General features: G+C 59.9%; 22 protein-coding genes. 18 read left to right on the forward strand and 4 right to left on the reverse strand.

The window, feature by feature from the left end; translation table 11 throughout:
- Window positions 1-95 precede the first annotated feature (95 nt).
- Window positions 96-887, reverse strand: coding sequence for a hypothetical protein (locus J2Y90_RS14495; RefSeq protein ID WP_042608495.1), 792 nt, complete (start codon window positions 885-887; stop codon window positions 96-98).
- A 99-nt stretch (window positions 888-986) separates the two neighbouring features.
- Window positions 987-1,940, reverse strand: a complete 954-nt coding sequence (locus tag J2Y90_RS14500; protein WP_253500588.1) for an alpha/beta hydrolase — start codon at window positions 1,938-1,940, stop codon at window positions 987-989.
- A gap of 130 nt (window positions 1,941-2,070) precedes the next feature.
- On the opposite strand from J2Y90_RS14500, the gene aroC reads away from it, so the two are divergent.
- The 5 genes from aroC (at window position 2,071) to mtnC (ending at window position 6,291) form a co-directional block, all read left to right on the forward strand.
- Window positions 2,071-3,162 carry a chorismate synthase gene (aroC, locus tag J2Y90_RS14505; protein WP_253500589.1) on the forward strand — a complete coding sequence of 364 codons (1,092 nt, stop codon included), beginning with the start codon at window positions 2,071-2,073 and terminating at the stop codon, window positions 3,160-3,162.
- A 34-nt stretch (window positions 3,163-3,196) separates the two neighbouring features.
- Entirely contained in the window at window positions 3,197-4,342 is a 1,146-nt protein-coding gene (locus tag J2Y90_RS14510) for an MFS transporter (protein WP_253500590.1), read from the forward strand.
- Complete coding sequence (locus J2Y90_RS14515; RefSeq protein ID WP_253500591.1) at window positions 4,339-4,965, forward strand: methylthioribulose 1-phosphate dehydratase; 627 nt, start codon at window positions 4,339-4,341, stop codon at window positions 4,963-4,965. The genes J2Y90_RS14510 and J2Y90_RS14515 overlap by 4 nt, the downstream gene beginning before the upstream one ends.
- 92 nt (window positions 4,966-5,057) lie before the next feature.
- Window positions 5,058-5,603, forward strand: coding sequence for a 1,2-dihydroxy-3-keto-5-methylthiopentene dioxygenase (locus tag J2Y90_RS14520; RefSeq protein WP_038861971.1), 546 nt, complete (start codon window positions 5,058-5,060; stop codon window positions 5,601-5,603).
- A 4-nt stretch (window positions 5,604-5,607) separates the two neighbouring features.
- On the forward strand, window positions 5,608-6,291 hold the full coding sequence (gene mtnC / locus J2Y90_RS14525; RefSeq protein WP_253500592.1) for an acireductone synthase: 684 nt from the start codon (window positions 5,608-5,610) through the stop codon (window positions 6,289-6,291).
- Between the two features lie 174 nt (window positions 6,292-6,465).
- On the opposite strand, the gene J2Y90_RS14530 is transcribed toward mtnC, so the two are convergent.
- Window positions 6,466-6,744, reverse strand: coding sequence for a DUF3509 domain-containing protein (locus J2Y90_RS14530; protein WP_016773780.1), 279 nt, complete (start codon window positions 6,742-6,744; stop codon window positions 6,466-6,468).
- A gap of 385 nt (window positions 6,745-7,129) precedes the next feature.
- Here J2Y90_RS14530 and J2Y90_RS14535 point away from each other — a divergent pair, with 385 nt between their 5' ends.
- From J2Y90_RS14535 to J2Y90_RS14580, 10 genes are all read left to right on the forward strand, one after another.
- Window positions 7,130-8,968 (forward strand): long-chain-acyl-CoA synthetase, encoded by a 1,839-nt coding sequence (locus tag J2Y90_RS14535; RefSeq protein ID WP_253500593.1) that lies wholly within the window; start codon window positions 7,130-7,132, stop codon window positions 8,966-8,968.
- A gap of 95 nt (window positions 8,969-9,063) precedes the next feature.
- Window positions 9,064-9,582, forward strand: coding sequence for an ankyrin repeat domain-containing protein (locus tag J2Y90_RS14540; protein WP_039763836.1), 519 nt, complete (start codon window positions 9,064-9,066; stop codon window positions 9,580-9,582).
- Between the two features lie 130 nt (window positions 9,583-9,712).
- Complete coding sequence (locus J2Y90_RS14545) at window positions 9,713-10,243, forward strand: hypothetical protein (protein WP_253500594.1); 531 nt, start codon at window positions 9,713-9,715, stop codon at window positions 10,241-10,243.
- A gap of 71 nt (window positions 10,244-10,314) precedes the next feature.
- The gene (locus tag J2Y90_RS14550; RefSeq protein WP_016773784.1) at window positions 10,315-10,506 is read left to right on the forward strand and encodes a PLDc N-terminal domain-containing protein; all 192 of its coding nucleotides are present in this window, start codon (window positions 10,315-10,317) and stop codon (window positions 10,504-10,506) included.
- A gap of 241 nt (window positions 10,507-10,747) precedes the next feature.
- On the forward strand, window positions 10,748-11,623 hold the full coding sequence (gene speE / locus J2Y90_RS14555; RefSeq protein WP_016773785.1) for a polyamine aminopropyltransferase: 876 nt from the start codon (window positions 10,748-10,750) through the stop codon (window positions 11,621-11,623).
- Window positions 11,624-11,843: 220 nt separating this feature from the next.
- Window positions 11,844-12,077 carry a hypothetical protein gene (locus J2Y90_RS14560; protein WP_253500595.1) on the forward strand — a complete coding sequence of 78 codons (234 nt, stop codon included), beginning with the start codon at window positions 11,844-11,846 and terminating at the stop codon, window positions 12,075-12,077.
- 208 nt (window positions 12,078-12,285) lie between these two features.
- Complete coding sequence (locus J2Y90_RS14565; protein ID WP_003223226.1) at window positions 12,286-12,633, forward strand: ribonuclease E inhibitor RraB; 348 nt, start codon at window positions 12,286-12,288, stop codon at window positions 12,631-12,633.
- A gap of 532 nt (window positions 12,634-13,165) precedes the next feature.
- Window positions 13,166-14,575: a circularly permuted type 2 ATP-grasp protein gene (locus J2Y90_RS14570; protein ID WP_042608486.1), complete on the forward strand. Its 1,410-nt coding sequence runs from the start codon at window positions 13,166-13,168 to the stop codon at window positions 14,573-14,575.
- A 12-nt stretch (window positions 14,576-14,587) separates the two neighbouring features.
- Window positions 14,588-15,538 (forward strand): alpha-E domain-containing protein, encoded by a 951-nt coding sequence (locus J2Y90_RS14575; RefSeq protein WP_042608485.1) that lies wholly within the window; start codon window positions 14,588-14,590, stop codon window positions 15,536-15,538.
- Window positions 15,535-16,338, forward strand: coding sequence for a transglutaminase family protein (locus J2Y90_RS14580; protein WP_253500596.1), 804 nt, complete (start codon window positions 15,535-15,537; stop codon window positions 16,336-16,338). Before J2Y90_RS14575 ends, J2Y90_RS14580 begins: the two co-directional genes overlap by 4 nt.
- Before the next feature lie 118 nt (window positions 16,339-16,456).
- On the opposite strand, the gene J2Y90_RS14585 is transcribed toward J2Y90_RS14580, so the two are convergent.
- Entirely contained in the window at window positions 16,457-17,263 is an 807-nt protein-coding gene (locus tag J2Y90_RS14585; RefSeq protein WP_253500597.1) for a c-type cytochrome, read from the reverse strand.
- Between the two features lie 592 nt (window positions 17,264-17,855).
- Between J2Y90_RS14585 and J2Y90_RS14590 the strand changes: the two genes are divergently transcribed.
- The 3 genes from J2Y90_RS14590 (at window position 17,856) to J2Y90_RS14600 (ending at window position 22,050) form a co-directional block, all read left to right on the forward strand.
- Window positions 17,856-19,061, forward strand: a complete 1,206-nt coding sequence (locus J2Y90_RS14590) for an acetyl-CoA C-acetyltransferase (protein WP_253500598.1) — start codon at window positions 17,856-17,858, stop codon at window positions 19,059-19,061.
- A 24-nt stretch (window positions 19,062-19,085) separates the two neighbouring features.
- Window positions 19,086-21,230, forward strand: coding sequence for a 3-hydroxyacyl-CoA dehydrogenase NAD-binding domain-containing protein (locus tag J2Y90_RS14595; protein WP_253500599.1), 2,145 nt, complete (start codon window positions 19,086-19,088; stop codon window positions 21,228-21,230).
- A gap of 91 nt (window positions 21,231-21,321) precedes the next feature.
- Window positions 21,322-22,050, forward strand: a complete 729-nt coding sequence (locus tag J2Y90_RS14600) for an amidotransferase (protein WP_253500600.1) — start codon at window positions 21,322-21,324, stop codon at window positions 22,048-22,050.
- The last annotated feature ends 63 nt before the right edge of the window (window positions 22,051-22,113 follow it).

Raw genomic sequence — 22,113 nt, forward strand, 5'->3', positions numbered from 1 at the left:
ATCAATGGACGCTCTGCGTCCGCTTTTGGGACGCGGAGCGTCCCGGGCTGCATTCCCACGCAGAGCATGGGAACGATCAGTACGCGCTCAAGCCGTCAGCGGTGGGTAGCAATCCAGATCAACAACCCCGCCTGAAACACCGCAAACGCCACCAGACAGGTAATCGTAAAACGCAACCCGGCGTCTTCACGTTTGAACTTGCTGACTTTCTCTTCCTGCTTCTTTAGCTTCACTTCCTGTTCGGCCAGATTCTGCTCGGCCTGCTGCAGCATCTGCGCGGCTTCAAGGATCTCGACGATCTGCAGTTTTTCGCTGTTCCAGTCACCAAGCAAGTCACCGACCTGCACAGCCTTGATGCTGCCTTTCAAATGCTGGGCGTCGGCATAGGCCACGTCGAAGCCGTGCACGCGCAGAAAATGATCACGACGCAAACGAGTGTCTTCGTTGAGCGCGTCCTTGTTGTTCAGGTCCATGCCGTCGACGGTGTAACCGGGCCAGCGCTTTTTCGCCCAGTTGATGCCTTGCGCGGCCATGAAACGGCCAATGCCGCGGTTCAGCGGTTCGATCTGCAAGCCGCTGTCGGGACCGAAGCTCACCCGTTTGGTCGCGTGGTCGACCCACACATCAAGATGATTCTGCTCTTTGCGCACGCGCTGGTTCGGCAGCTTGATCGCCATGCGCATCAGGCTGCGCTCTTTGCTGTTGCGCTCGGCGTAACCGAATTCGACGAAGCGCAACGGCCGGCCACCGGTATTGCGATCGGTCTGCAGCGGCGCGAGTCGGAGCATCTTGTGGTGCTCGGCCTGCACGTCCGCCCACGGCAGCTCGACCGCTGGCGGAGCGTCTTTTTCGGCGGTAGTGTCGGGTGAAGTCTGGGTGTCAGTCATAACGGCGAGATCCTGTCCAAGCCCTGCTTGCCGCCAGACGTTGCGCTGGCGACAAAGGCTTATCGGCCGTTTTCTGCCGGACTGGAGGGCAAACAGCAGTTAACTCGCGCGAATTCCGTCAATAAATTCGATGACGGCGGCGCCCAGTTCGGCGGCCAGTGGCAAATTCGGGTCCTTGTAGGACGCCAATTGCCGCTTCATATCGTTGTGCACGATGCGCAGCACGTGGTTCATGCCTTCGATCACCGCCAATCGAGCGTCCGGTTTCGCCGCCTTGAGCAGCTTCGCGTCTTCGGTGCCGACCTGAATGTCGTTGCTGCCCTGGACGATCAGCGCCGGCATTTTCAGTTGTGCAAAGGCTTGTGCCGGATCCTGGCGGAACAGCGAAATCAGGTACGGCTGCACGCTCGGGCGGAAGATTACCTGCAACGGTTGCGGCACATTGTCATCGGTGTGCCCGGACTTGAGGCTGTCGAGCAGTTCGTTGCTGCGCAGCATCAGCGGCGGCGGCAGGCTTCGCGCCAGTTGCTCGCGGATCACCTGATCGACCGGCCGCGCGCTGCCGGACAGCGAGATCACCGCCGCTGCGTCCAGTTTCGGCGCGGCGAGGCTGGCAATCAGTGCGCCTTCGCTGTGGCCGAGCAGAATCAGTTTGCCGAAGCGCGGATCGGCCTTGAGCTTCTGCCCCCACGCCACCGCGTCCGCGGCATAGCCTTCAACTGACAGATTACGTTCATCGGGAGCGGCCGCCAGGCTCGCCGCAACACCGCGCTTGTCGTAGCGCACGCTGGCGATGTTGTGTTTGGCCAGCACCCAGGCCAGACGCTTGAGGCTGTCATTGCGTCCGCCGTCCGGGTTGTTTCCGTCGCGATCTGTAGGACCCGAGCCAGAAATGATCAGAACAATCGGCACCGGGCTGTCGGACTTGGGCAGCAACAACGAACCGAAAAGTTCGCCGCTGCCGGTGTCGAGAGTGACCGGGCGTTGTAGGACTGTCGCTTGGGCAAAGCCGGTGAAGAGGGTAAGACTCAAGATCAGAACTCGCAGCATCATCACGCCATCATTGGTCAAGGTGCCGGTTGGACTCGCCAGCACCACTAAGGTTCGAGGATGAACTACTCGGTTAGCCTGCGTATACTGGCGCGCATCAAGAATTCGGGTTTGATTTCACGGAGCGTCCTGCATGTCCGGCAATACCTACGGCAAGTTGTTCACTGTCACCACCGCTGGCGAAAGCCATGGTCCGGCGTTGGTCGCCATTGTCGACGGCTGCCCGCCGGGCCTGGAGATTTCCCTGGAAGATCTGCAGCGCGACCTCGATCGCCGCAAGCCGGGCACCAGCCGCCACACCACCCAACGTCAGGAAGCCGATGAAGTCGAAATCCTCTCCGGCGTGTTCGAGGGCCGCACCACCGGTTGCGCGATCGGCCTGCTGATTCGCAACACTGACCAGAAGTCCAAGGACTACTCGGCGATCAAGGACCTGTTCCGCCCGGCCCACGCCGACTACACCTACCACCACAAATACGGCGAACGCGATTATCGCGGCGGCGGCCGCAGTTCGGCGCGGGAAACCGCGATGCGCGTGGCGGCCGGGGCGATCGCCAAGAAGTATCTGGCCAGTCAGGGCATCGTCATTCGCGGTTACATGAGCCAGCTGGGTCCGATCGAGATTCCGTTCAAGACCTGGGACTCGGTAGAGGAGAACGCCTTCTTCAGTCCCGATCCAGACAAGGTGCCGGAGCTGGAAGCCTATATGGACCAGTTGCGCCGCGATCAGGACTCGGTCGGAGCGAAGATCACCGTCGTCGCCGAAGGAGTAATGCCGGGCCTTGGCGAGCCGATTTTCGATCGCCTCGACGCCGAACTGGCCCACGCGCTGATGAGCATCAACGCGGTCAAGGGCGTGGAGATTGGCGCCGGTTTTGCCTGTGTCGCCCAGCGCGGCACCGAACACCGCGATGAACTGACGCCGGAGGGTTTCCTCAGCAACAACGCTGGCGGCATCCTCGGCGGTATCTCGTCCGGTCAGCCGATCGTTGCGCATCTGGCGTTGAAACCGACCTCGAGCATCACCACGCCGGGGCGCTCGATCGACGTGAACGGCAACCCGGTCGACGTGATCACCAAGGGCCGCCACGATCCATGCGTCGGCATCCGCGCGACACCGATCGCCGAGGCGATGATGGCCATCGTGCTGATGGATCACCTGTTGCGCCACCGCGGGCAGAACGCCGATGTGCACGTGAGCACGCCGGTGCTGGGCCAGCTCTGATGGCTGCGCTCAAAGCCGTCGCGGCATAACCGGCGTGGCGGCGCTCCCTTACTGGCGGCTGTCCAGTTTCTATCTGTTCTATTTCGCCTTGCTCGGTTCGACGGCGCCGTTTCTGGCGCTGTACTTCGATCACCTCGGCTTCAGCGCCGCACGCATCGGCGAGCTAGTGGCGATTCCGATGCTGATGCGCTGCGTGGCGCCGAACATCTGGGGCTGGCTCGGCGATTACACCGGCAGGCGTCTGGCCATCGTGCGCTTTGGCGCGGTCTGCACGTTGCTGACCTTTTCGCTGATCTTCGTCAGCCAGACCTATGCCTGGCTGGCGATGGTCATGGCCCTGCATGCGTTTTTCTGGCACGCGGTGCTGCCGCAGTTCGAAGTCATCACCCTCGCGCATCTGCAGGGTCAGACCTCGCGCTACAGTCAGATTCGCCTGTGGGGCTCGATCGGCTTCATCATCACCGTGGTGGCCTTGGGGCGGCTGTTCGAATGGCTGAGCCTGGACATCTACCCGGCGGCACTGGTGTTGATCATGGCCGGTATCGTTCTGAGTAGCCTGTGGGTGCCGAATGCGCAACCGGCGCAAGGCAATCGGCCGACGGGCGAGGGCTTCCTCAAGCAACTGCGCCATCCCGGCGTGCTGGCATTTTATGCCTGCGTTGCGCTGATGCAGGTCAGCCACGGGCCGTATTACACCTTTCTGACGTTGCATCTTGAACGGCTCGGTTACAGCCGTGGCGTCATCGGCATGCTCTGGGCCGTCGGGGTGGTGGCTGAAGTGCTGATGTTCATGGCCATGAGTCGCATTCTGGCGCGGTTTTCCCTGCGCCGGGTGCTGCTGGCGAGTTTCCTGCTGGCGGCGTTGCGCTGGCTGATGCTCGGTTCGTTCGCTGAATTTCTCTGGGTGCTGCTGTTCGCCCAAGTGCTGCATGCAGCGACTTTCGGCAGTTTTCACGCGGCTGCCATCGCTTTCGTGCAACGTAGTTTCGGCGCCCGTCAGCAAGGGCAGGGCCAGGCGCTGTATGCAGCACTGGCCGGCACCGGCGGGGCGCTCGGCGCGCTGTATTCCGGTTACAGCTGGAATGCCCTCGGCCCGACATTGACCTTTAGTATTGCCAGTCTCGCAGCGCTTGCCGCTGCCGTTATCATTGCCACACGTATGCAAGAGGACAGGCCATGAGCCTTAGCCGTGAACAGCTCGCCCAACAAATCGTCGATGCCGGGCGCTTTCTTTATGGTCGTGGCTGGTCGCCGGCCACCAGCAGCAACTATTCGACACGCCTGTCGCCTAGCGAAGCGTTGCTGACAGTGTCGGGCAAGCACAAAGGCCAGTTGAGCGTGGATGACGTGCTCGCCACCGATCTGTCCGGCAACAGCCTGGAGCCGGGCAAGAAACCTTCCGCCGAAACGTTGTTGCATACCCAGCTCTACAGCTGGCGCGCGGAGATCGGCGCGGTGCTTCACACCCATTCGGTTAATGCCACGGTGCTGTCGCGCCTGACCCCGGAAGCCTTCATCGAGTTTGAAGACTACGAACTGCAAAAAGCTTTCAGCGGCATCTCCACCCACGAATCGCGGGTGCGCGTGCCGATTTTCGACAATGATCAGGACATTGCGCGCCTCGCCGCCAAGGTGCAGCCTTGGCTGGACACCCATCCCGACTGCGTCGGTTATCTGATTCGCGGCCATGGCCTGTACACCTGGGGCGCGCAGATGAGCGACGCGCTGCGGCAGATCGAGGCCTTTGAATTCCTGTTTGAATGCGAGTTGAAAACCCGCAGCTTCATGAACCGCCAAGGCTGAGTTCACCAGAAACAGCCCGTTTGCCTGATGACATGCGGCGCCCGACCGGTCTTGAAGAGCCGGACGGCGCCGCCGCTACCGAGGAATTGCCCATGAGCAGCCTGTCCGTTTATCACGTTTCCAGCCCTGAGATTCCCAACAAGGTGCTGACCCATTTCGAAGACATCGCTTCGACGCTGGCCGAGCAGGGCGTGCGTTTCGACCGCTGGCAGGCCGCCGCGAAGATCCAGCCCGGCGCCAGTCAGGAAGAAGTCATCAGCGCTTATAAAGAGCAGATCGACAAGCTGATGACCGAGCGCGGTTACATCACGGTCGATGTGATCAGCCTCAACAGTGATCACCCGCAAAAAGCCGAACTGCGCGCCAAGTTCCTCGAAGAACACCGCCATGGCGAAGACGAAGTGCGATTTTTCGTCGCCGGTCGTGGCTTGTTTACCCTGCACATCGACGATTACGTCTATGCCGTGCTCTGCGAAAAGAATGACCTGATCTCGGTTCCGGCCGGCACCAAACACTGGTTCGACATGGGCGAGCATCCACATTTCGTGGCGATCCGTCTGTTCAACAACCCGGAAGGCTGGGTTGCCAATTTCACCGGCGAAGACATCGCCGGCCGCTTCCCGCGCCTGGAGGACTGAAACCGTGCCGATCAAAGCCATCCTCACCGACATCGAAGGCACCACCAGCGCGGTGAGTTTCGTCTTCGACGTGCTGTTCCCGTACGCCGCCAGACACTTGCCGGATTTCGTGCGCCAGCACGCTTCCCGCACTGATGTTGCCGAACAGCTCGACGCCGTGCGCCGCGACAGCAATGAGCCGCAGGCCGATGTTGAACGGGTTGTTGAAATCCTCTTGAACTGGATCGCCGAAGACCGCAAGGCCACGCCGCTCAAGGCATTGCAAGGCATGGTCTGGGAACAGGGTTATCAGGCTGGGCAGTTGAAAGGCCACGTTTATCCGGATGCGGTTGAAGCGCTCCAACGTTGGCATGCGGCGGGTTATCAACTGTTTGTTTACTCGTCCGGCTCGATCCAGGCGCAGAAGCTGATCTTCGGTTGCTCGGAGGCAGGGGATCTGACGCCGCTGTTCAGCGGCTATTTCGACACCACGTCGGGGCCCAAGCGTGAGGCGCAGTCGTATCGCAATATTCAGCAGGCGGTGGGTGTTGAAGCAGATGAAATCCTGTTCCTCTCGGACATCGTCGATGAGCTCGATGCTGCGCAGTCAGCGGGCATGAAGACCTGCGGCCTGGCGCGTGAAGGCGGGGAGTTGCCGGGGCACGTCACGGTGGACAGCTTTACCGGAATCGAACCGGAAGCGTTCTGATCACTGCACAAATCCCTGTAGGAGCTGCCTCGTGAAACGAGGCTGCGATCTTTCGATTTACGCATGAAATCAAGATCAAAAGATCGCCGCGTGCCGCAGCTCCTACAAAGATCATGCGCACAAAAAACAGGCCGTGAAGCGCATGCTCCACGGCCTGTTTTTGTCTAAAGCAAATTACAGCGAGTGATACGTCGGCAGGGCAAAGCGCTGCTGGCTCTGCAGCATTGCGATTTGCGGCAACTCGCTGGCCTGTTCGGCCAGGTCACGGCGAATCGCGCTGATCGCCCAGGACAATTGGTCACCGGCGTGCAGTTGCTGATACGAGAGTGCGCGTTTGAAGACTTTGCCGTCGCTGCTACGCAGAGTGAGCAGGATGCCACCGTCAGGACGTGGGGCAGTGCTGACTTCGTAGTTGGAGAACAGCGATGTAAATTTTTCTTGAATCAGGCTCATGTCATCAGCTCCGTATGTACTTGAATGGCAAGCATGCGGAGGTAGTTGCAGCGTTTGTGCCAGTATTGATGCGAATAAAAAACCTTATAAATCAATTAGTTGCAATCGTTGCATTTTGCAGGTGTCGTGCAATCTGCATGAATGGCCATCGTGCATCCTGCATTTTGCGTGATTTTTCCTGGAACAACGGAACCAAACGTTCGTACCAGAATCCACGCTGTCCCATCCAGCGCGACGGGATACAAATCATTGCAAAAACCGCGTGTACAGCCTCGCGAGCGCTGACGTACTTTCCCTCTCGACCTTCGACAAAATGCGTCGGTCGCAGCCATTACCCGATAACAAGAACAGCGATCTGCACTTCAAGGTCGAACGGGGAGCTTTCATGCGTCACGCACCAAGCGACACGATTACCTGGGGCATGATGCTCCGCAAACTGCCGATGATTGCCAAAGCCATCCCGCGCGTGGTCAAAGGCATGAAAGTGGCCAACGTCACGGATCCGACCCAAACGTGTGGCCTCGGCTGGACCTTCGAGCAAGCGACGCTGCGCAACCCTGATGGCGTGGCGTTATTGCAGGATGACGTTGCGCTGACCTACGCGCAGGTCAACCAGTGGGCCAATCGCATCGCGCATCATCTGAGCGAGCAGGGTATCGGCAAGGGTGATGTGGTCGCGGTATTCATCGAGAACCGTGCGGAATTGCTGGTGACCATTCTCGCGCTGGCCAAGCTCGGTGCGGTCAGTGCGCTGCTCAACACCTCGCTGATGCGCGACACGCTTGTCCACAGCATCAATCTGGTCGCGCCGGTGGCTATCGTGGTCGGCGAAGAGTTGACTGCGATCTATGCCGGCGTGCGTGATCAAGTCTCCATAGCTGCACCACGCACATGGTTTGTCGCCGATCAAGACACTTACAGCCATCCGGGCATAGCGCCCGAGGGTTACGTCAATCTGATCAGCGCCAGTGCCGACGCCAGCAGCGCCAACCCGCCGAGCAGCGCGGAGATTTTCTTCGACGATCCGTGTTTCTACATCTACACCTCTGGCACCACCGGCCTGCCCAAGGCTGGAGTGTTCAAGCACGGACGCTGGATGCGCAGCTCGGCAAGCTTCGGCATGATCGCCCTCGATATGCGCCCGGACGACGTCGTCTACTGCACCTTGCCGCTGTATCACGCCACCGGCCTGTGCGTGTGCTGGGGCTCGGCGATCAACGGCGCTTCGGGTTTTGCCATCCGGCGCAAATTCAGCGCCAGTCAGTTCTGGAATGATGTGCGCCGCTATCGCGCGACCACTATCGGCTATGTCGGCGAGTTGTGCCGCTACCTGGTCGAGCAACCGGCCAGCGCCGATGACAGCCGCCACGACGTACGCAAGATGATCGGCAATGGCTTGCGCCCCGGCGCGTGGGGCGAGTTCAAGACGCGTTTTGCCGTCGAGCACATCTGTGAGCTGTACGCCGCGAGCGACGGCAACATCGGTTTCAGCAATATCCTCAATTTCGACAACACCGTCGGTTTTTCGCTGATGGCCTGGGAACTGGTCGCCTACGATCACGACAGTGGCGAGCCTTTGCGCGGCGAGGATGGTTTCATGCGCAAGGTCGGCAAGGGCGAGCAGGGTTTACTGCTGGCGCGGATCGACGACAAGGCACCGCTGGACGGTTACACCGATCCGCAGAAAACCGCGCGCGTCGTTCTTCACGATGTGTTCAACAAGGGTGATCGCTTTTTCAACACTGGCGACCTGCTGCGCAACATCGGTTTCGGTCACGCGCAGTTCGTTGATCGCCTCGGCGATACCTATCGCTGGAAGGGTGAAAACGTGTCGACCACCGAAGTCGAGAACCTGTTGCTGCAGCATCCATTGATCTCTGAAGCCGTGGCCTATGGGGTGGAAATCCCCAATACAAACGGGCGTGCGGGAATGGCCGCAATTACTCCCGCCGAATCCCTGGCCACGCTGGATTTCGCCGAACTACTGAGTTTCGCCCGGCAACGCATGCCGGCCTATGCCGTGCCGTTGTTCCTCCGGGTGAAAGTGAAAATGGAAACCACCGGGACCTTCAAATACCAGAAGACTCGCCTGAAAAAGGAAGGCTTTGACCCCGGGCTCACGGGCGATGACCCGATTTTCGCCTGGCTGCCCGGCAGTGAAACCTATGTGCATGTCAGTGAGGAAATACTCGCCGAAATTCAACAAGGCAAACATCGATATTGAGTGTGGCTATCAGAGCGCTCGGAAAAAACCGAGTGACAGCCACCGTGGCGCTCGGGAAACTGTCGGCTTTCCGATAGACCGAAATGGAGTGCCCCATGTCCGACCAAAGCCGCCAGATGACCCCTGAGGAAGCTGCCGAATTCACCGAGCAGGTTTTCAACAAGGCGCGCGACGGTGATGCCGAGATGCTCGATCGCCTGGTGACCGCCGGGCTGCCGGTGAACCTGAAAAACAGCAAGGGCGACACGTTATTGATGCTCGCCAGCTACTACGGCCATGTTGATGCGGTGAAGGTCCTGCTTAAACACAAAGCCGATCCAGAAATGCGCAATGGCAACGGCCAGAGTCCGATCGCCGGCGCTGCGTTCAAAGGTGATCTGGCGGTGGTCAAAGCGCTGGTCGAGGCGGGCGCCGAAATCGAAGGCTCGTCGTTCGACGGCCGCACGGCACTGATGATGGCGGCGATGTTCAACCGCGTTGAAATCGTCGATTACCTGATCGGCCAGGGCGCTGATCCGAAAGCCAAGGACGCCAATGGCGTGACCGCGCTGGACGCGGCCCGAACCATGGGCGCAGTCGATACCACCGCGCAGCTGGAAAAGTTGTTGGCATAAACGTCAAAAGATCGCAGCCGGTCCGCAGGCACACGCAGAGTCTGTGGGAGCTGCCGAAGGCTGCGATCTTTTGCTTTTCTGCGCTATTCTTCGCGCCCGCGAAATCTACCTCCATCACAGGATCCGCCTCATGAAAGCCGCACTCGTCGAACTCATCAGCAAAATCAGCTCCGGCTGCATGGGCGAGGACGAGATCCTGAAAGTCGCCGACGAAGCCGCGCAGGCCTACGCCGATGCCGATGCTTTTCTGACAGCCAATCCGGACATCAACTACGACGACACTTTCCCGATTCCGCTGGGTGAGTGGGTGGTGGTCGGCAGCCTGCCGGAAACCGTGCTGTTCCAGGCCGACACCTACGTCGATCTGTTCGCACAAATCGTTGCCTCGTTCGGTCCGGGGGTGGATTTCAACCTCAAGCCCAAGCAACTGGCGAAGACCGAAGCGCTGACCGCGCTCAACCGCATTCAGGTGCAGATGAGCAGCCTGAACAAGGAAAACGGCGGGTACACGCTGATGAACTTCAGCCAATTGCTCGACGATGAACTGCAAATGGTCCTGGTCTACGGCAACGATGTGCCTCGCGTGCTCGAGTTGTGCGCCGAGGTCGGCATCGCCGCTGCGCCGGCACTGGAGGCCTTGAAGGTCGCCGTTCACGTCTGAACGCAATAAAAGGGAACCCTGCGCGCGACCGTCTATCCTAAAAGTGCATGCCACTATTCTGGAGCGACACCATGGGTTCCACGTTCAACGGTCTGATTGGCCTGATCATCCTTGCCCTCGACATCTGGGCCATCATCAACGTGCTGAAAAGCGGCGCCTCCACCGGGATGAAAATCGTCTGGGTGTTGCTGATCATCCTCCTGCCGGTGTTGGGCCTGATCATCTGGGCGATTGCCGGGCCACGGGGCAACGTCCGGATCTGACGCAAATCCCGAGAACACTGCAATACCCCTGTAGGAGTGAGCCTGCTCGCGATAGCGGTTTTTCAGTCACAGATTGATTGACTGGGAAATAGCCATCGCGAGCAGGCTCACGCCTACACAGGTTAGGTGTGCAGCCGATCAAGTGAGGTTCGACCTGTCATCTTCGGCAACGTAGAATGCGCGCCTTTCCCGGGCAATCGTCCCCACGATGGCGCCCGCGCATTTATCGGAGCACTTGACCATGACCGTCACCAAGACCAGCGAGTACCTGGAAACCCTCTACGAAGGCTACGGCCAGCGTTTTCGCATGGAAAAACTGCTGCACGAAGTGCGCACCGAGCACCAGCATCTGGTGATCTTCCAGAACCCGCGCATGGGCCGGGTGATGGCGCTGGACGGCGTGATCCAGACCACCGAAGCCGATGAATTCATCTACCACGAGATGCTGACCCACGTGCCGATCCTTGCCCACGGCACTGCCAAGCGCGTGCTGATCATTGGCGGCGGTGACGGCGGCATGCTGCGCGAAGTGACCAAACACGCCGGCGTCGAGCACATCACCATGGTCGAAATCGACGGCACCGTGGTCGACATGTGCAAGGAGTTTCTGCCGAACCATTCCGCCGGTGCCTACGACGACCCGCGCCTGAACCTGGTGATCGACGACGGCATGCGTTTCGTCGCCACCACCACTGAAAAATTCGACGTGATCATTTCCGACTCCACCGATCCGATCGGCCCGGGCGAAGTGCTGTTCTCGGAAAACTTCTATCAGGCCTGCCACCGCTGCCTGAACGAAGGCGGCATCCTCGTCACCCAGAACGGCACGCCGTTCATGCAGATCGACGAAGTCAAAACCACCGCTGGCCGCCTGCGCAGCCTGTTCCCGGACTGGCATTTCTACCAGGCCGCCGTGCCGACTTACATCGGCGGCTCGATGACCTTCGCCTGGGGCTCGACCAACCCGGCCTACCGCAAGCTCAGCCGTGAAACCCTGCAACAGCGCTTCATCGGCAGCGGCATCGTTACCCGCTACTACAACCCGGAAATCCACATCGGCGCATTCGCCCTGCCGCAATACGTGCTGCAAGCGGTGAACAAGCCAAGCAACGACTGATACTTCCCCGCAAAACCTCTTTGTGGGAGCGAGCCTGCTCGCGAAAGCGTATTGTCAGCCAACTCAATGGCGACTGGCGCGCCGCCTTCGCGAGCAGGCTCGCTCCCACAATGCTCATCCGTTTTTCCTGACTAAGTGCTGTAATCCTTTTGAACCAACTCTCGCGGAAAAAAGTCGAGATAGAGGTAAGCCCATTTACGGGTTGATCGAGGAGGCACTGATGCAAAAGTGGAAAGTCACTTTCGTGGATGATCATGGTGAAATTGTCGATGAAGTCTTCGAACGTGAGGAATGCCCGTCCGATGATGAAGCCGCGCGGCTGATCAAGGAGCGGCTTCTTCCGGTCGCCGCCCAGCTGGATCTCAACGATCTGCAAGGGCGCACCACCGATGCCGAGGTGAAAAACCTCAAGACCCAGAACGGCATCGAAATCCGCAGCATCAAACCTGTCTGAACACTTCCTGTCATCTCGTAAACCAGGCCTTGGCAGCGGCGCTCTCTTGGGGCTACTCTGCAAGCGAGATCAGCGAATGGATCGCTAAGGTCTGGTCTTGTCAGCTACATGCTTGTTTCCCGCGCGCAACCACGTTGCCGTAGTACTTAGGCCAAAGGCCCGGGGCGGGAATACGGAAAGTCTATCCATCAATCGAGGGGGACGATTCATGAGCACAGCCTATCAAGAAGACATCAGCAGCAACGTTCTGCGCCGCATGAAAGAAGGCGGTTTCGATTTTTCCCGGTTCCATCCCATCGAGTTCTACGCGATTTTCCCGGACGAGGAGCGGGCGCGCAGGGCAGCAGGCAAATTTCGCGGTGAGTCCATCAATGCCCAGGTCAGTGCGCGCGACGACGGCGCCTGGTCGCTGGAATTGAGCAAAGTGATGTACGCAACCTACGACGACATTGGCGATTTCGAGCAGGGCTTTTCTGCCGTGGTCGAACCGCTGGGCGGCATTATCGAGGGTTGGGGCGTGAAGCAGGAGGTGCGCAATCGTTACCGGTTGAATTGATCTTGCGCATTGTTTGGCGGGCAACGGCTGACCTTTGGGTCGGCCGTTGTCGTTTTAAAGATCAAAAGATCGCAGCCTTCGGCAGCTCCTACAGGTGATCGTGTAGGAGCTGCCGAAGGCTGCGATCTTGTGCTTTTGCATTCAAAATATTTCAAAAAAACAAAAAAAGCCACCGGAGAGGGTGGCTAAAAGGGAAGACGGGTGTGCAGTGAAGTCTTGGCGGGACGGGGCCGCCAAGGCTGTCCGGATCAATTGAGCTGGCTACTTCGCGGCGCCGTGCCAATGAAGTTTTGCAGCGAATGTGCGGATTATCCGCAGCCGCTGCCGGGCAGTGAAATCAACTCTGACTATGCTGGTGATAGGCGATGCAGTGCGTCGCAATGAAGCGGGGGCAATCGGGCCGGGGCATTTGCCGCACAGGAATGGTGCGCTGCCTTTGGCGTGGATCCACAACCGATTGAATTCAAAGCGTTTATGCCGATGGCACGGGCCTTGCGAAGGCCTGTATGTCCGGAGTGACAAGGAGTACGGCATGATCCGCACCTGTTTTGACGAGATGTACGATGCTGGCGGACTGGTTCGCCCGCATTACCGGGAATTTGCCCGCTGGCTGGCCGAGACGCCCGATGAGTTGCTTGCGCAACGCCGACGCGAGGCTGATCTGCTGTTCCATCGTGCCGGGATCACTTTCACGCTTTATGGCGACGAGCAGGGCACCGAGCGGCTGATTCCGTTCGACACCATTCCGCGCAGCATCCCTGCCAGTGAGTGGCGAATTGTGGAGCGCGGCTGTATCCAGCGGGTCAAGGCGCTGAACATGTTCCTCGCCGACCTCTACCACGAGCAGCGCATCATCAAGGCCGGGATCATTCCCGCCGAACAGGTGCTGGCCAACGAGCAATACCAGCTGGCAATGCAGGGCCTGGATCTGCACCGCGACATCTATTCGCATATTTCCGGCGTCGATCTGGTGCGCGATGGCGATGGCACTTATTACGTCCTCGAAGACAACCTGCGCACACCCAGCGGCGTCAGTTACATGCTCGAAGACCGCAAGATGATGATGCGCCTGTTCCCCGAGCTGTTCGCCGCTCAGCGCATCGCCCCGATCGATCACTACCCCAATCTGCTGCTCGACACCCTGAAAAGCTCGAGTCCGATCGACAACCCCAGCGTGGTGGTGCTGACGCCGGGGCGCTTCAACAGCGCGTTCTTCGAGCATGCGTTTCTCGCGCGGGAAATGGGCGTTGAACTGGTGGAGGGCGCGGACCTGTTCGTGCGCGACGACAAGGTGTTCATGCGCACAACCGACGGCCCGAAAGCGGTCGATGTGATTTATCGCCGCCTCGATGATGCCTTCCTCGATCCGCTGGCATTCAACCCGGATTCGATGCTCGGCGTGCCGGGGCTGCTGTCGTCCTATCGCTCCGGCAATGTGGTGCTGGCCAATGCCATCGGCACCGGAGTAGCGGACGATAAATCGGTTTACCCGTTTGTCACCGACATGATCCGTTTCTACCTCGACGAAGAGCCGATCCTGAAGAACGTGCCGACCTGGCAATGCCGTAACCCGTCCGAGCTGTCCCACGTGCTGGCCAATCTTCCGGATCTGGTGGTCAAGGAAACCCAAGGCTCCGGCGGTTACGGGATGCTGGTCGGGCCGGCCGCGACGAGCGCGGAAATCGATGCCTTTCGCGAGCGCATCAAAGCCAAGCCCCATGCCTACATCGCGCAGCCGACGCTGTCGCTGTCGACGTGCCCGACCTTTGTCGAAAACGGCATCGCGCCGCGCCATATCGACCTGCGTCCGTTCGTACTGTCCGGCCGCGAGACCCGGGTCGTGCCCGGTGGTTTGACCCGTGTCGCATTGCGTGAAGGCTCCCTGGTGGTGAATTCCTCCCAGGGTGGCGGCACCAAGGACACCTGGGTAGTCGAGGATTGAAGGAAGCTTGCCATGTTAAGTAGAACTGCCTCGGATCTGTACTGGATGTCGCGTTACCTGGAGCGTGCGGAGAACCTCGCACGCATGCTCGACATCAGTTATTCACTGTCGCTGATGCCGCAGGACGGGCGCGGCGATGGTCTGCACGAACTCGCCATGCCGTTGCTGATTACCGGCACTCTCGATGATTACCATGACCGCCACGGCGATCTGCACGCCGAACGCCTGCTGCATTTCTTTGCGCTGGACGCGGCCAACCCGGCGAGCATCTACAGCTGCCTCGGCGCGGCGCGGGCCAGTGCCCATGCGGTGCGCGGGCGAATCACCGCCGACATGTGGGAAAACATCAACGCAACTTGGCTGGAAATCCGCGGCATCGCCGAACAGGGTCTGAGCCGCTACGGCATGAGCCGTTTCTGCGAATGGATCAAGGAGCGCTCGCACCTGTTCCGTGGCGCGTCCTACGGCACGATCATGCGCAACGACGCGTTTCGCTTCATCCGTCTGGGCACGTTCATCGAGCGCGCGGACAACACGCTGCGCCTGCTCGATGCCCGCTACGAAATGGCCGGCGATCAGGCCGAAGCGGTCAGTGACGGCACAGCGCACGCCTATTACCAGTGGAGTGCGCTGCTGCGGGCATTGTCGTCGTTCGAGGCCTACACCGAAATCTACCGCGATGCGCCCGGCGCCCGGCACGTCGCCGAATTGCTTTTGTTGCGCGCCGATGTACCCCGTTCGTTGCGTGCCTGTACCGAAGAAATCGACCAGATCCTCGCGCAACTGCCCGGCGCCAACGGCCGCCCGGCACAACGCCTGGCGGCGGAAATGGACGCGCGCCTGCGCTACACCGGCATCAACGAAATCCTCGAAGAAGGCCTGCACGCCTGGCTGACCGAATTCATCCCGTTGGTGCGCCAGTTGGGCAACGCCATTCACAGTTCCTACCTGGAGGCTGCATGAGACTTTCCATAAGCCACGAGACCACCTATCACTACGAAGATCAGGTGCGCGCGAGCATCCAGTACCTGCGCCTGACACCTCACGACAGCGAACGTCAGCATGTCCTCAGTTGGCAGCTCGATTTACCGCGCCCGGTGCGGGCGCAGCTCGATCCGTTCGGCAACATTCTGCATGTGTTGACCATGGACGAGCCGCACGAAGCGATCATCATTGGTGCCCGTGGTCAGGTCGATATCGATGAATTGCGCGAGGCCGAACATGAAAGCCAGTCAGCGCTGCCGTTCCTGCGCTTCACGCGCATGACCGAAGCCGATGAAGCCTTGCGCGAGTTTGCCGACAAAAACTGCAAGCAACGGCGTGATCGCACCGCGCTGATCGATTTGATGTGCGCATTGAATCAGCACATGACCTACACGCCGGGCTCGACCGTGGTCGACACCAGTGCCGCCGAAGCTTTCGCCGGTCGCGCCGGGGTCTGTCAGGATCATGCGCACGCCTTTCTCGCCTGCGCGCGCAGCCTTGGCGTGCCGTCGCGTTATGTCTCGGGTTATTTGTACAGCGAAGATTGTGAGCATCTGGCCAGCCATGCCTGGGCGGAAGCGTGGCTGGATGACGCGTGGTACAGCTTTGATGTGACCAACCAGCTAGCGCGCCCGGAACGGCACCTGAAACTGGCGGTGGGCCTGGATTATCTCGATGCCTGCCCGGTGCGCGGCATGCGCCGGGGCGGCGGCTGCGAGCAGATGCACGCGAAAGTGTACGTCTCGCCGACGCCGGTTATCTCCGTGCAGCAGCAATAAGGATCTGCACAATCCCCTGTAGGAGTGAGCCTGCTCGCGATAGCGGTGAGTCAGTCACATCTGTATCGCCTGACACGCCGCTATCGCGAGCAGGCTCACTCCTACAAGGGGGGCGGTGTCAGGGCTTAATCTTGCGGCCGGCCATGTGCTTCAGATAGCCCACCAGCATCTCCAGATCCCCGTCCGGCAACACCTGCGCCGAAAACCCCGGCATCTTCGCCTGCGGCCACTGGCGCAAACTTTGCGGATCGCGGATGTAGCGCTTCAGGAAATCCGCCCCAAAATACTCGGTCGGGCTGTACGGAATATTCAGATCCGGTCCGAACTGAGCATCACCGGCACCATTCAACCGGTGACACGCCAGGCAGTTTTTCTGAAACAAGGCAAAGCCCTGGTTCACCGGATCATCGGCCTTCAATGCCGGATCGGGCAGCAGGGCAGGGAAACGCTGGGCCACCGGCGCCATCAACTTGATGCTGGCGACTTCGAACGGCCACTGCTCGGGGCTGATCTTGCCGGCTTGCGGATCGGTCCAGACCAGATAGAAAGGCCCGGCGCTGTTCTTGCCTGCGGACAACGCTGGCCACGGCTGAGCCGGATCCTCGATTGCCAGCCATGCGCGCGCGCCATTCTTGTTCAGCAAAGGCGCAGCGGCCAACTCTGCAGCAAAGCCGTCCAGTGCCACCGCTTGCAAATGATCCTCAGGTCTGACGCCGGTCAGCAACGCGGCCAGGGGCACGGCCTGATAGGTCATGGCCTTCTTGTAGGAAACATCATCGTTGATGGTGAGGGTTTGCAGTTGAGGATGCTTGAGCAATTCCTCGGTCTGCCAGGTGCGGCTGTTTGCGCCCAACTGCAGATCCAGTTGTGCGGCAGACAAGGGCAAGCTCAGCAGCAAGGCACTGAGCGCAATGAGCGTTTTCAAATGACCGCCGTCCGTGTCGTGTAAGTGCGCAAAGGTTGGCACAACCACGCTGGCCCGGGTAGCGGGCCAGTCACATTTTCAGCGGCGATCTACAGCACGCGGCGCTTGAATCAGCCGATGATCTTGGTCAGATTCGGCAAGATCAACAACAGCGTCGTGGCGAAAAGAATGAGTCCTGCTTGACGTACTTTCGGTTGTTTGAACATGGCTTGACCGCCTTTATTGTTATTTCCTGAGGCGTGCCTGACTGCAGATCCATGACGGCACGCGTTGCACTTCCTGTTGAAGGACGCCCGTCTCGGCAAAACCCGACGACGATGGCGTACATGTTCACCTTAGGGCCCACGTCCGCATTGGCTTAGATCCATTTCATATGGAGCGCTTGAAAAAAGCTTTAAAAAAAGCATGAGGCGTATTGCCAGCTTCTTTGCCGCCCGCTGGCTAGACAACTTGGTGACCTGAACCGGTTCACCTGAGGTCCGATGACCGTCCGTCTGAGCGCGGGCGTCAAGCGCTTTGAGCAAAGTGGTCATTGCTTGCCGACCTGCGCAGCGCGAAAGTGCAATGACACTGAATCAGGTTCGAGGACGTCATGACTGAAGCGTTGATTTTCGATGCGTTGCGCACCCCGCGCGGCAAAGGCAAGGCCGACGGCGCGTTGCACAGCGTTAAACCGGTCAACCTGGTGGCGGGGTTGTTGACCGCTTTGCAGGCACGCACGGCGCTGGATACCAGTCAGGTCGATGATGTCGTCCTCGGCTGCGTCACACCGATCGGCGATCAAGGTTCCGACATCGCCAAAACGGCGGTGCAAGTCGCCGACTGGGACGTCAGCGTCGCCGGCGTACAGATCAACCGTTTCTGTGCTTCAGGTCTGGAAGCTGTGAATCTCGGCGCGATGAAAGTGCGCTCCGGTTTCGAGGATCTGGTGATAGTCGGCGGCGTCGAGTCGATGTCGCGGGTGCCGATGGGCAGCGATGGTGGGGCCTGGGCGCTGGATCCGCAGACCAACCTGCACAGCCACTTCACCCCGCAAGGCGTCGGCGCCGACCTCATCGCCACCCTCGAAGGCTTCAGCCGGCAGGATGTCGACGCCTACGCGCTGCACTCGCAGCACAAAGCCGCGCGGGCCCGCGCCAATGGCTCATTCAACAAGTCGCTGGTGCCGGTGCAGGATCAGAATGGCATCGTTCTGCTCGATCACGATGAGTTCATCCGCGCCGAATCGACCCTCGAAGGCCTCGGCAAGCTCAAGCCGAGTTTCGAAATGATCGGGCAGATGGGCTTCGACGCCACGGCGTTGCGGGTCTACAGCCATGTCGAGCGGATCAACCACGTGCACACGCCGGGCAACAGTTCCGGGATTGTCGACGGCGCGGCGCTGATGCTGATCGGCTCCGAAGCCAAGGGCCGTGCGCTTGGTCTGCGGCCACGGGCGCGGATCGTCGCCACCGCCGTTACCAGCACCGACCCGACGATCATGCTCACCGGCCCGGCGCCGGCGACCCGCAAAGCGCTGGCCAAGGCCGGACTGCGTGTGGAGGACATCGATCTGTTCGAGGTCAACGAAGCGTTTGCCTCGGTGGTGTTGAAGTTCATCAAGGACATGGCCGTCGACCCGGACAAGGTCAACGTCAACGGCGGCTCGATCGCCATGGGCCATCCGCTGGGCGCCACTGGATGCGCGATCCTCGGCACGCTGCTCGATGAACTGGAAGCGCGGCACCTGCGCTACGGCCTGGCAACACTGTGCGTCGGCGGCGGCATGGGCATTGCCACCATCATCGAACGCCACTGAGCCCCGATTTCAAGGAACCCTGTTATGAGCGAAGCCATTCGTTACGAAAAAGGCCAGGACGGCATCGTTGTGCTGACCATGGACATGCCGGGCCAGAGCGCCAACACCATGAACGCCGTGTACCGCGAGGCCATGGCCGCTTGCGTGGCGCGGTTGTCAGCGGAAAAAGACAGCATTGCCGGGGTGATCATCACCTCGGCGAAGAAAACCTTCTTTGCCGGCGGCGACCTCAATGAACTGATCAAGGTCGGCAAGCCCGAAGCCAAAGCCTTCTATGACATGGTGCTGACCCTCAAGGCGCAATTGCGCAGCCTGGAAACCCTCGGCAAACCGGTGGTCGCAGCGATTAACGGCGCGGCGCTGGGCGGCGGTTGGGAAATCTGCCTGGCCTGCCATCACCGCATCGCTGTGGATGACGCCTCGGTGCAACTCGGTCTGCCGGAAGTGACGCTGGGCCTGTTGCCGGGCGGCGGCGGGGTGGTGCGCATGGTGCGCATGCTCGGCATCGAAAAAGCCCTGCCGTACTTGCTCGAAGGCAAGAAAGTGCGCCCGCAACAGGCGTTGCAGGCCGGGCTGATCGATGAATTGGCAGCGGATCGAGATGAATTGCTGGCCAAGGCACGCGCCTGGATTATCGCCAATCCGGCGCCAGTGCAACGCTGGGACGTCAAGGGTTACCAGATTCCTGGCGGCACGCCATCGAATCCAAAAGTCGCGCAGATGCTGGCGATTGCGCCGTCGATCCTGCGCGCCAAGACCCAAGGCACGCTGCCAGCGCCGGAGAAGATTCTCTGCGCGGGGGTGGAGGGCGCTCAGGTCGATTTCGACAACGCGCACCTGATCGAAACACGCTACTTCACAGAGCTGACGACCGGGCAGATCTCGAAAAACCTGATCGGCACGTTCTGGTTCCAGTTGAACGAGATCAACGCCGGCGGTTCAAGACCGCAAGGTTTTGCGCCTTATAAAACCAAGAAAGTGGGTGTGCTCGGCGCTGGCATGATGGGCGCGGGCATCGCGTTTGTCAGCGCCTCGGCCGGTATCGACGTCGTGCTCAAGGACATCAACCTCGCCGCTGCCGAGAAAGGCAAAGCACATTCCGCGGCGCTGCTGGATAAAAAAGTTGCCCGTGGCCAGATGACGGTTGAGCAGCGCGAAGCGGTTCTGACGCGCATCGTTGCCAGCGAAAGCGATGCCGATCTGGCCGGTTGCGACCTGATCATCGAAGCGGTGTTCGAAGATCGCCAACTCAAAGCCAAGGTGTCTGCCGCCGCGCAACAGGTGGTGGGTGGCGACGCTGTCATCGCTTCCAATACGTCGACGCTGCCAATCACCGGCCTGGCGACGGCCGTGCCCGATCAAAGCAAATTCATCGGCCTGCATTTCTTCAGTCCGGTGGAAAAAATGCCGCTGGTGGAAATCATCAAGGGCGCGCAGACCAGCGACGAAACCCTCGCCCGCGGTTTCGATTTCGTCCTCCAAATCAAGAAAACGCCGATCGTGGTCAACGACAGTCGCGGCTTCTTCACCTCGCGGGTGTTCGGTACGTTCACCAACGAAGGCATTGCCATGCTCGGCGAAGGCGTCAGTGCGCCGATGATCGAGACCGAAGCGCGCAAGGCCGGGATGCCGGTCGGGCCTCTGGCCATCTCCGACGAAGTTTCCCTCAGCCTGATGAGCCATATCCGGCAGCAGACGGCCAAGGACTTACAGGCAGAAGGGAAACCGCTGATCGAGCATCCGGCCTTCGCCGTGATTGACTTGATGCTCAATGAGTTCAAGCGACCGGGCAAAGCGGCCGGAGGCGGTTTTTATGAATATCCTGCGGCTGCCCAGAAGCATCTGTGGCCGGAGCTGAAAACGCGTTTCGAGAAAGTCGACGGACAGATTCCAGCGAAGGATGTGCGTGATCGTCTGTTGTTTGTGCAGGCCATCGAAACCGTGCGCTGTGTGGAGGAGGGCGTGCTGACCTCAACGGCGGATGCCAACGTCGGCTCGATCTTCGGCATCGGGTTTGCCCCGTGGACCGGCGGTGCGCTGCAGTTCATCAACCAGTATGGCCTGAAGGACTTCATCGCCCGCGCGCAGTATCTGGCCGAGCAATATGGTGAGCGGTTTACGCCGCCAGCACTGTTGCTGGACAAAGCGGCGAAAGGTGAAATGTTCTAGGGCTGGCGAACATGTCGGGGCTTGCCTTGGCCATGTGTTTCAAGGCAGGCTCTGGGTGTTCATTATTCCCATCACGTGTCAGGTATTTTTTATGTCGCTGCGCATCTGCATTCTCGAAACCGACATCCTGCGGCCCGAATTGATTGACCAATATCAGGGTTATGGGCAGATGTTCCAGCGCCTGTTCTCGCAACAACCGATTGCCGCTGAGTTCACTGTCTATAACGTGGTGAATGGCGAATACCCAAGCGACAAGCAGACGTTCGATGCGTATCTGGTCACCGGCAGCAAGGCCGATTCGTTCGGCACTGATCCGTGGATTCAGACCCTCAAGACTTATCTTCTGAATCGCTACGAACGCGGCGACAAACTGCTCGGCGTGTGCTTCGGCCATCAATTGCTGGCGCTGCTGCTTGGCGGAAAGAGCGAGCGCGCATCCCAGGGTTGGGGCGTCGGCACGCACAACTACAAGCTGGCGGCCAAGGCGCCGTGGATGAGCCCGGTGCGCGAAGAGCTGACACTGTTGATCAGCCATCAGGATCAAGTGACCGAGCTACCGGAAAATGCCACAGTGATCGCGTCGAGCGATTTCTGCCCGTTCGCGGCTTATCACATCAACGATCAAGTGCTGTGCTTCCAGGGCCATCCGGAATTCATTCACGATTACTCGCGCGCGCTGCTCGATCTGCGCCAGGAAGCGCTGGGTTCGCAGATTTACAGCAAGGGTGTCGCCAGCCTGGAACAGGAGCACCACGGCGCTACGGTGGCGGAGTGGATGATGCGTTTTGTGGCGCACAAACCAGAAGCTGCGCAACGCTAAAAGGGCCTGCTCCCACAATCCCTGTGGGAGCGAGCCTGCTCACGAATCGCCGGGGCGACGCGG

Origin of the sequence: Pseudomonas koreensis, from assembly GCF_024169245.1 — a bacterium.
GTDB classification, from domain to species: Bacteria; Pseudomonadota; Gammaproteobacteria; order Pseudomonadales; family Pseudomonadaceae; genus Aquipseudomonas; species Aquipseudomonas koreensis_F.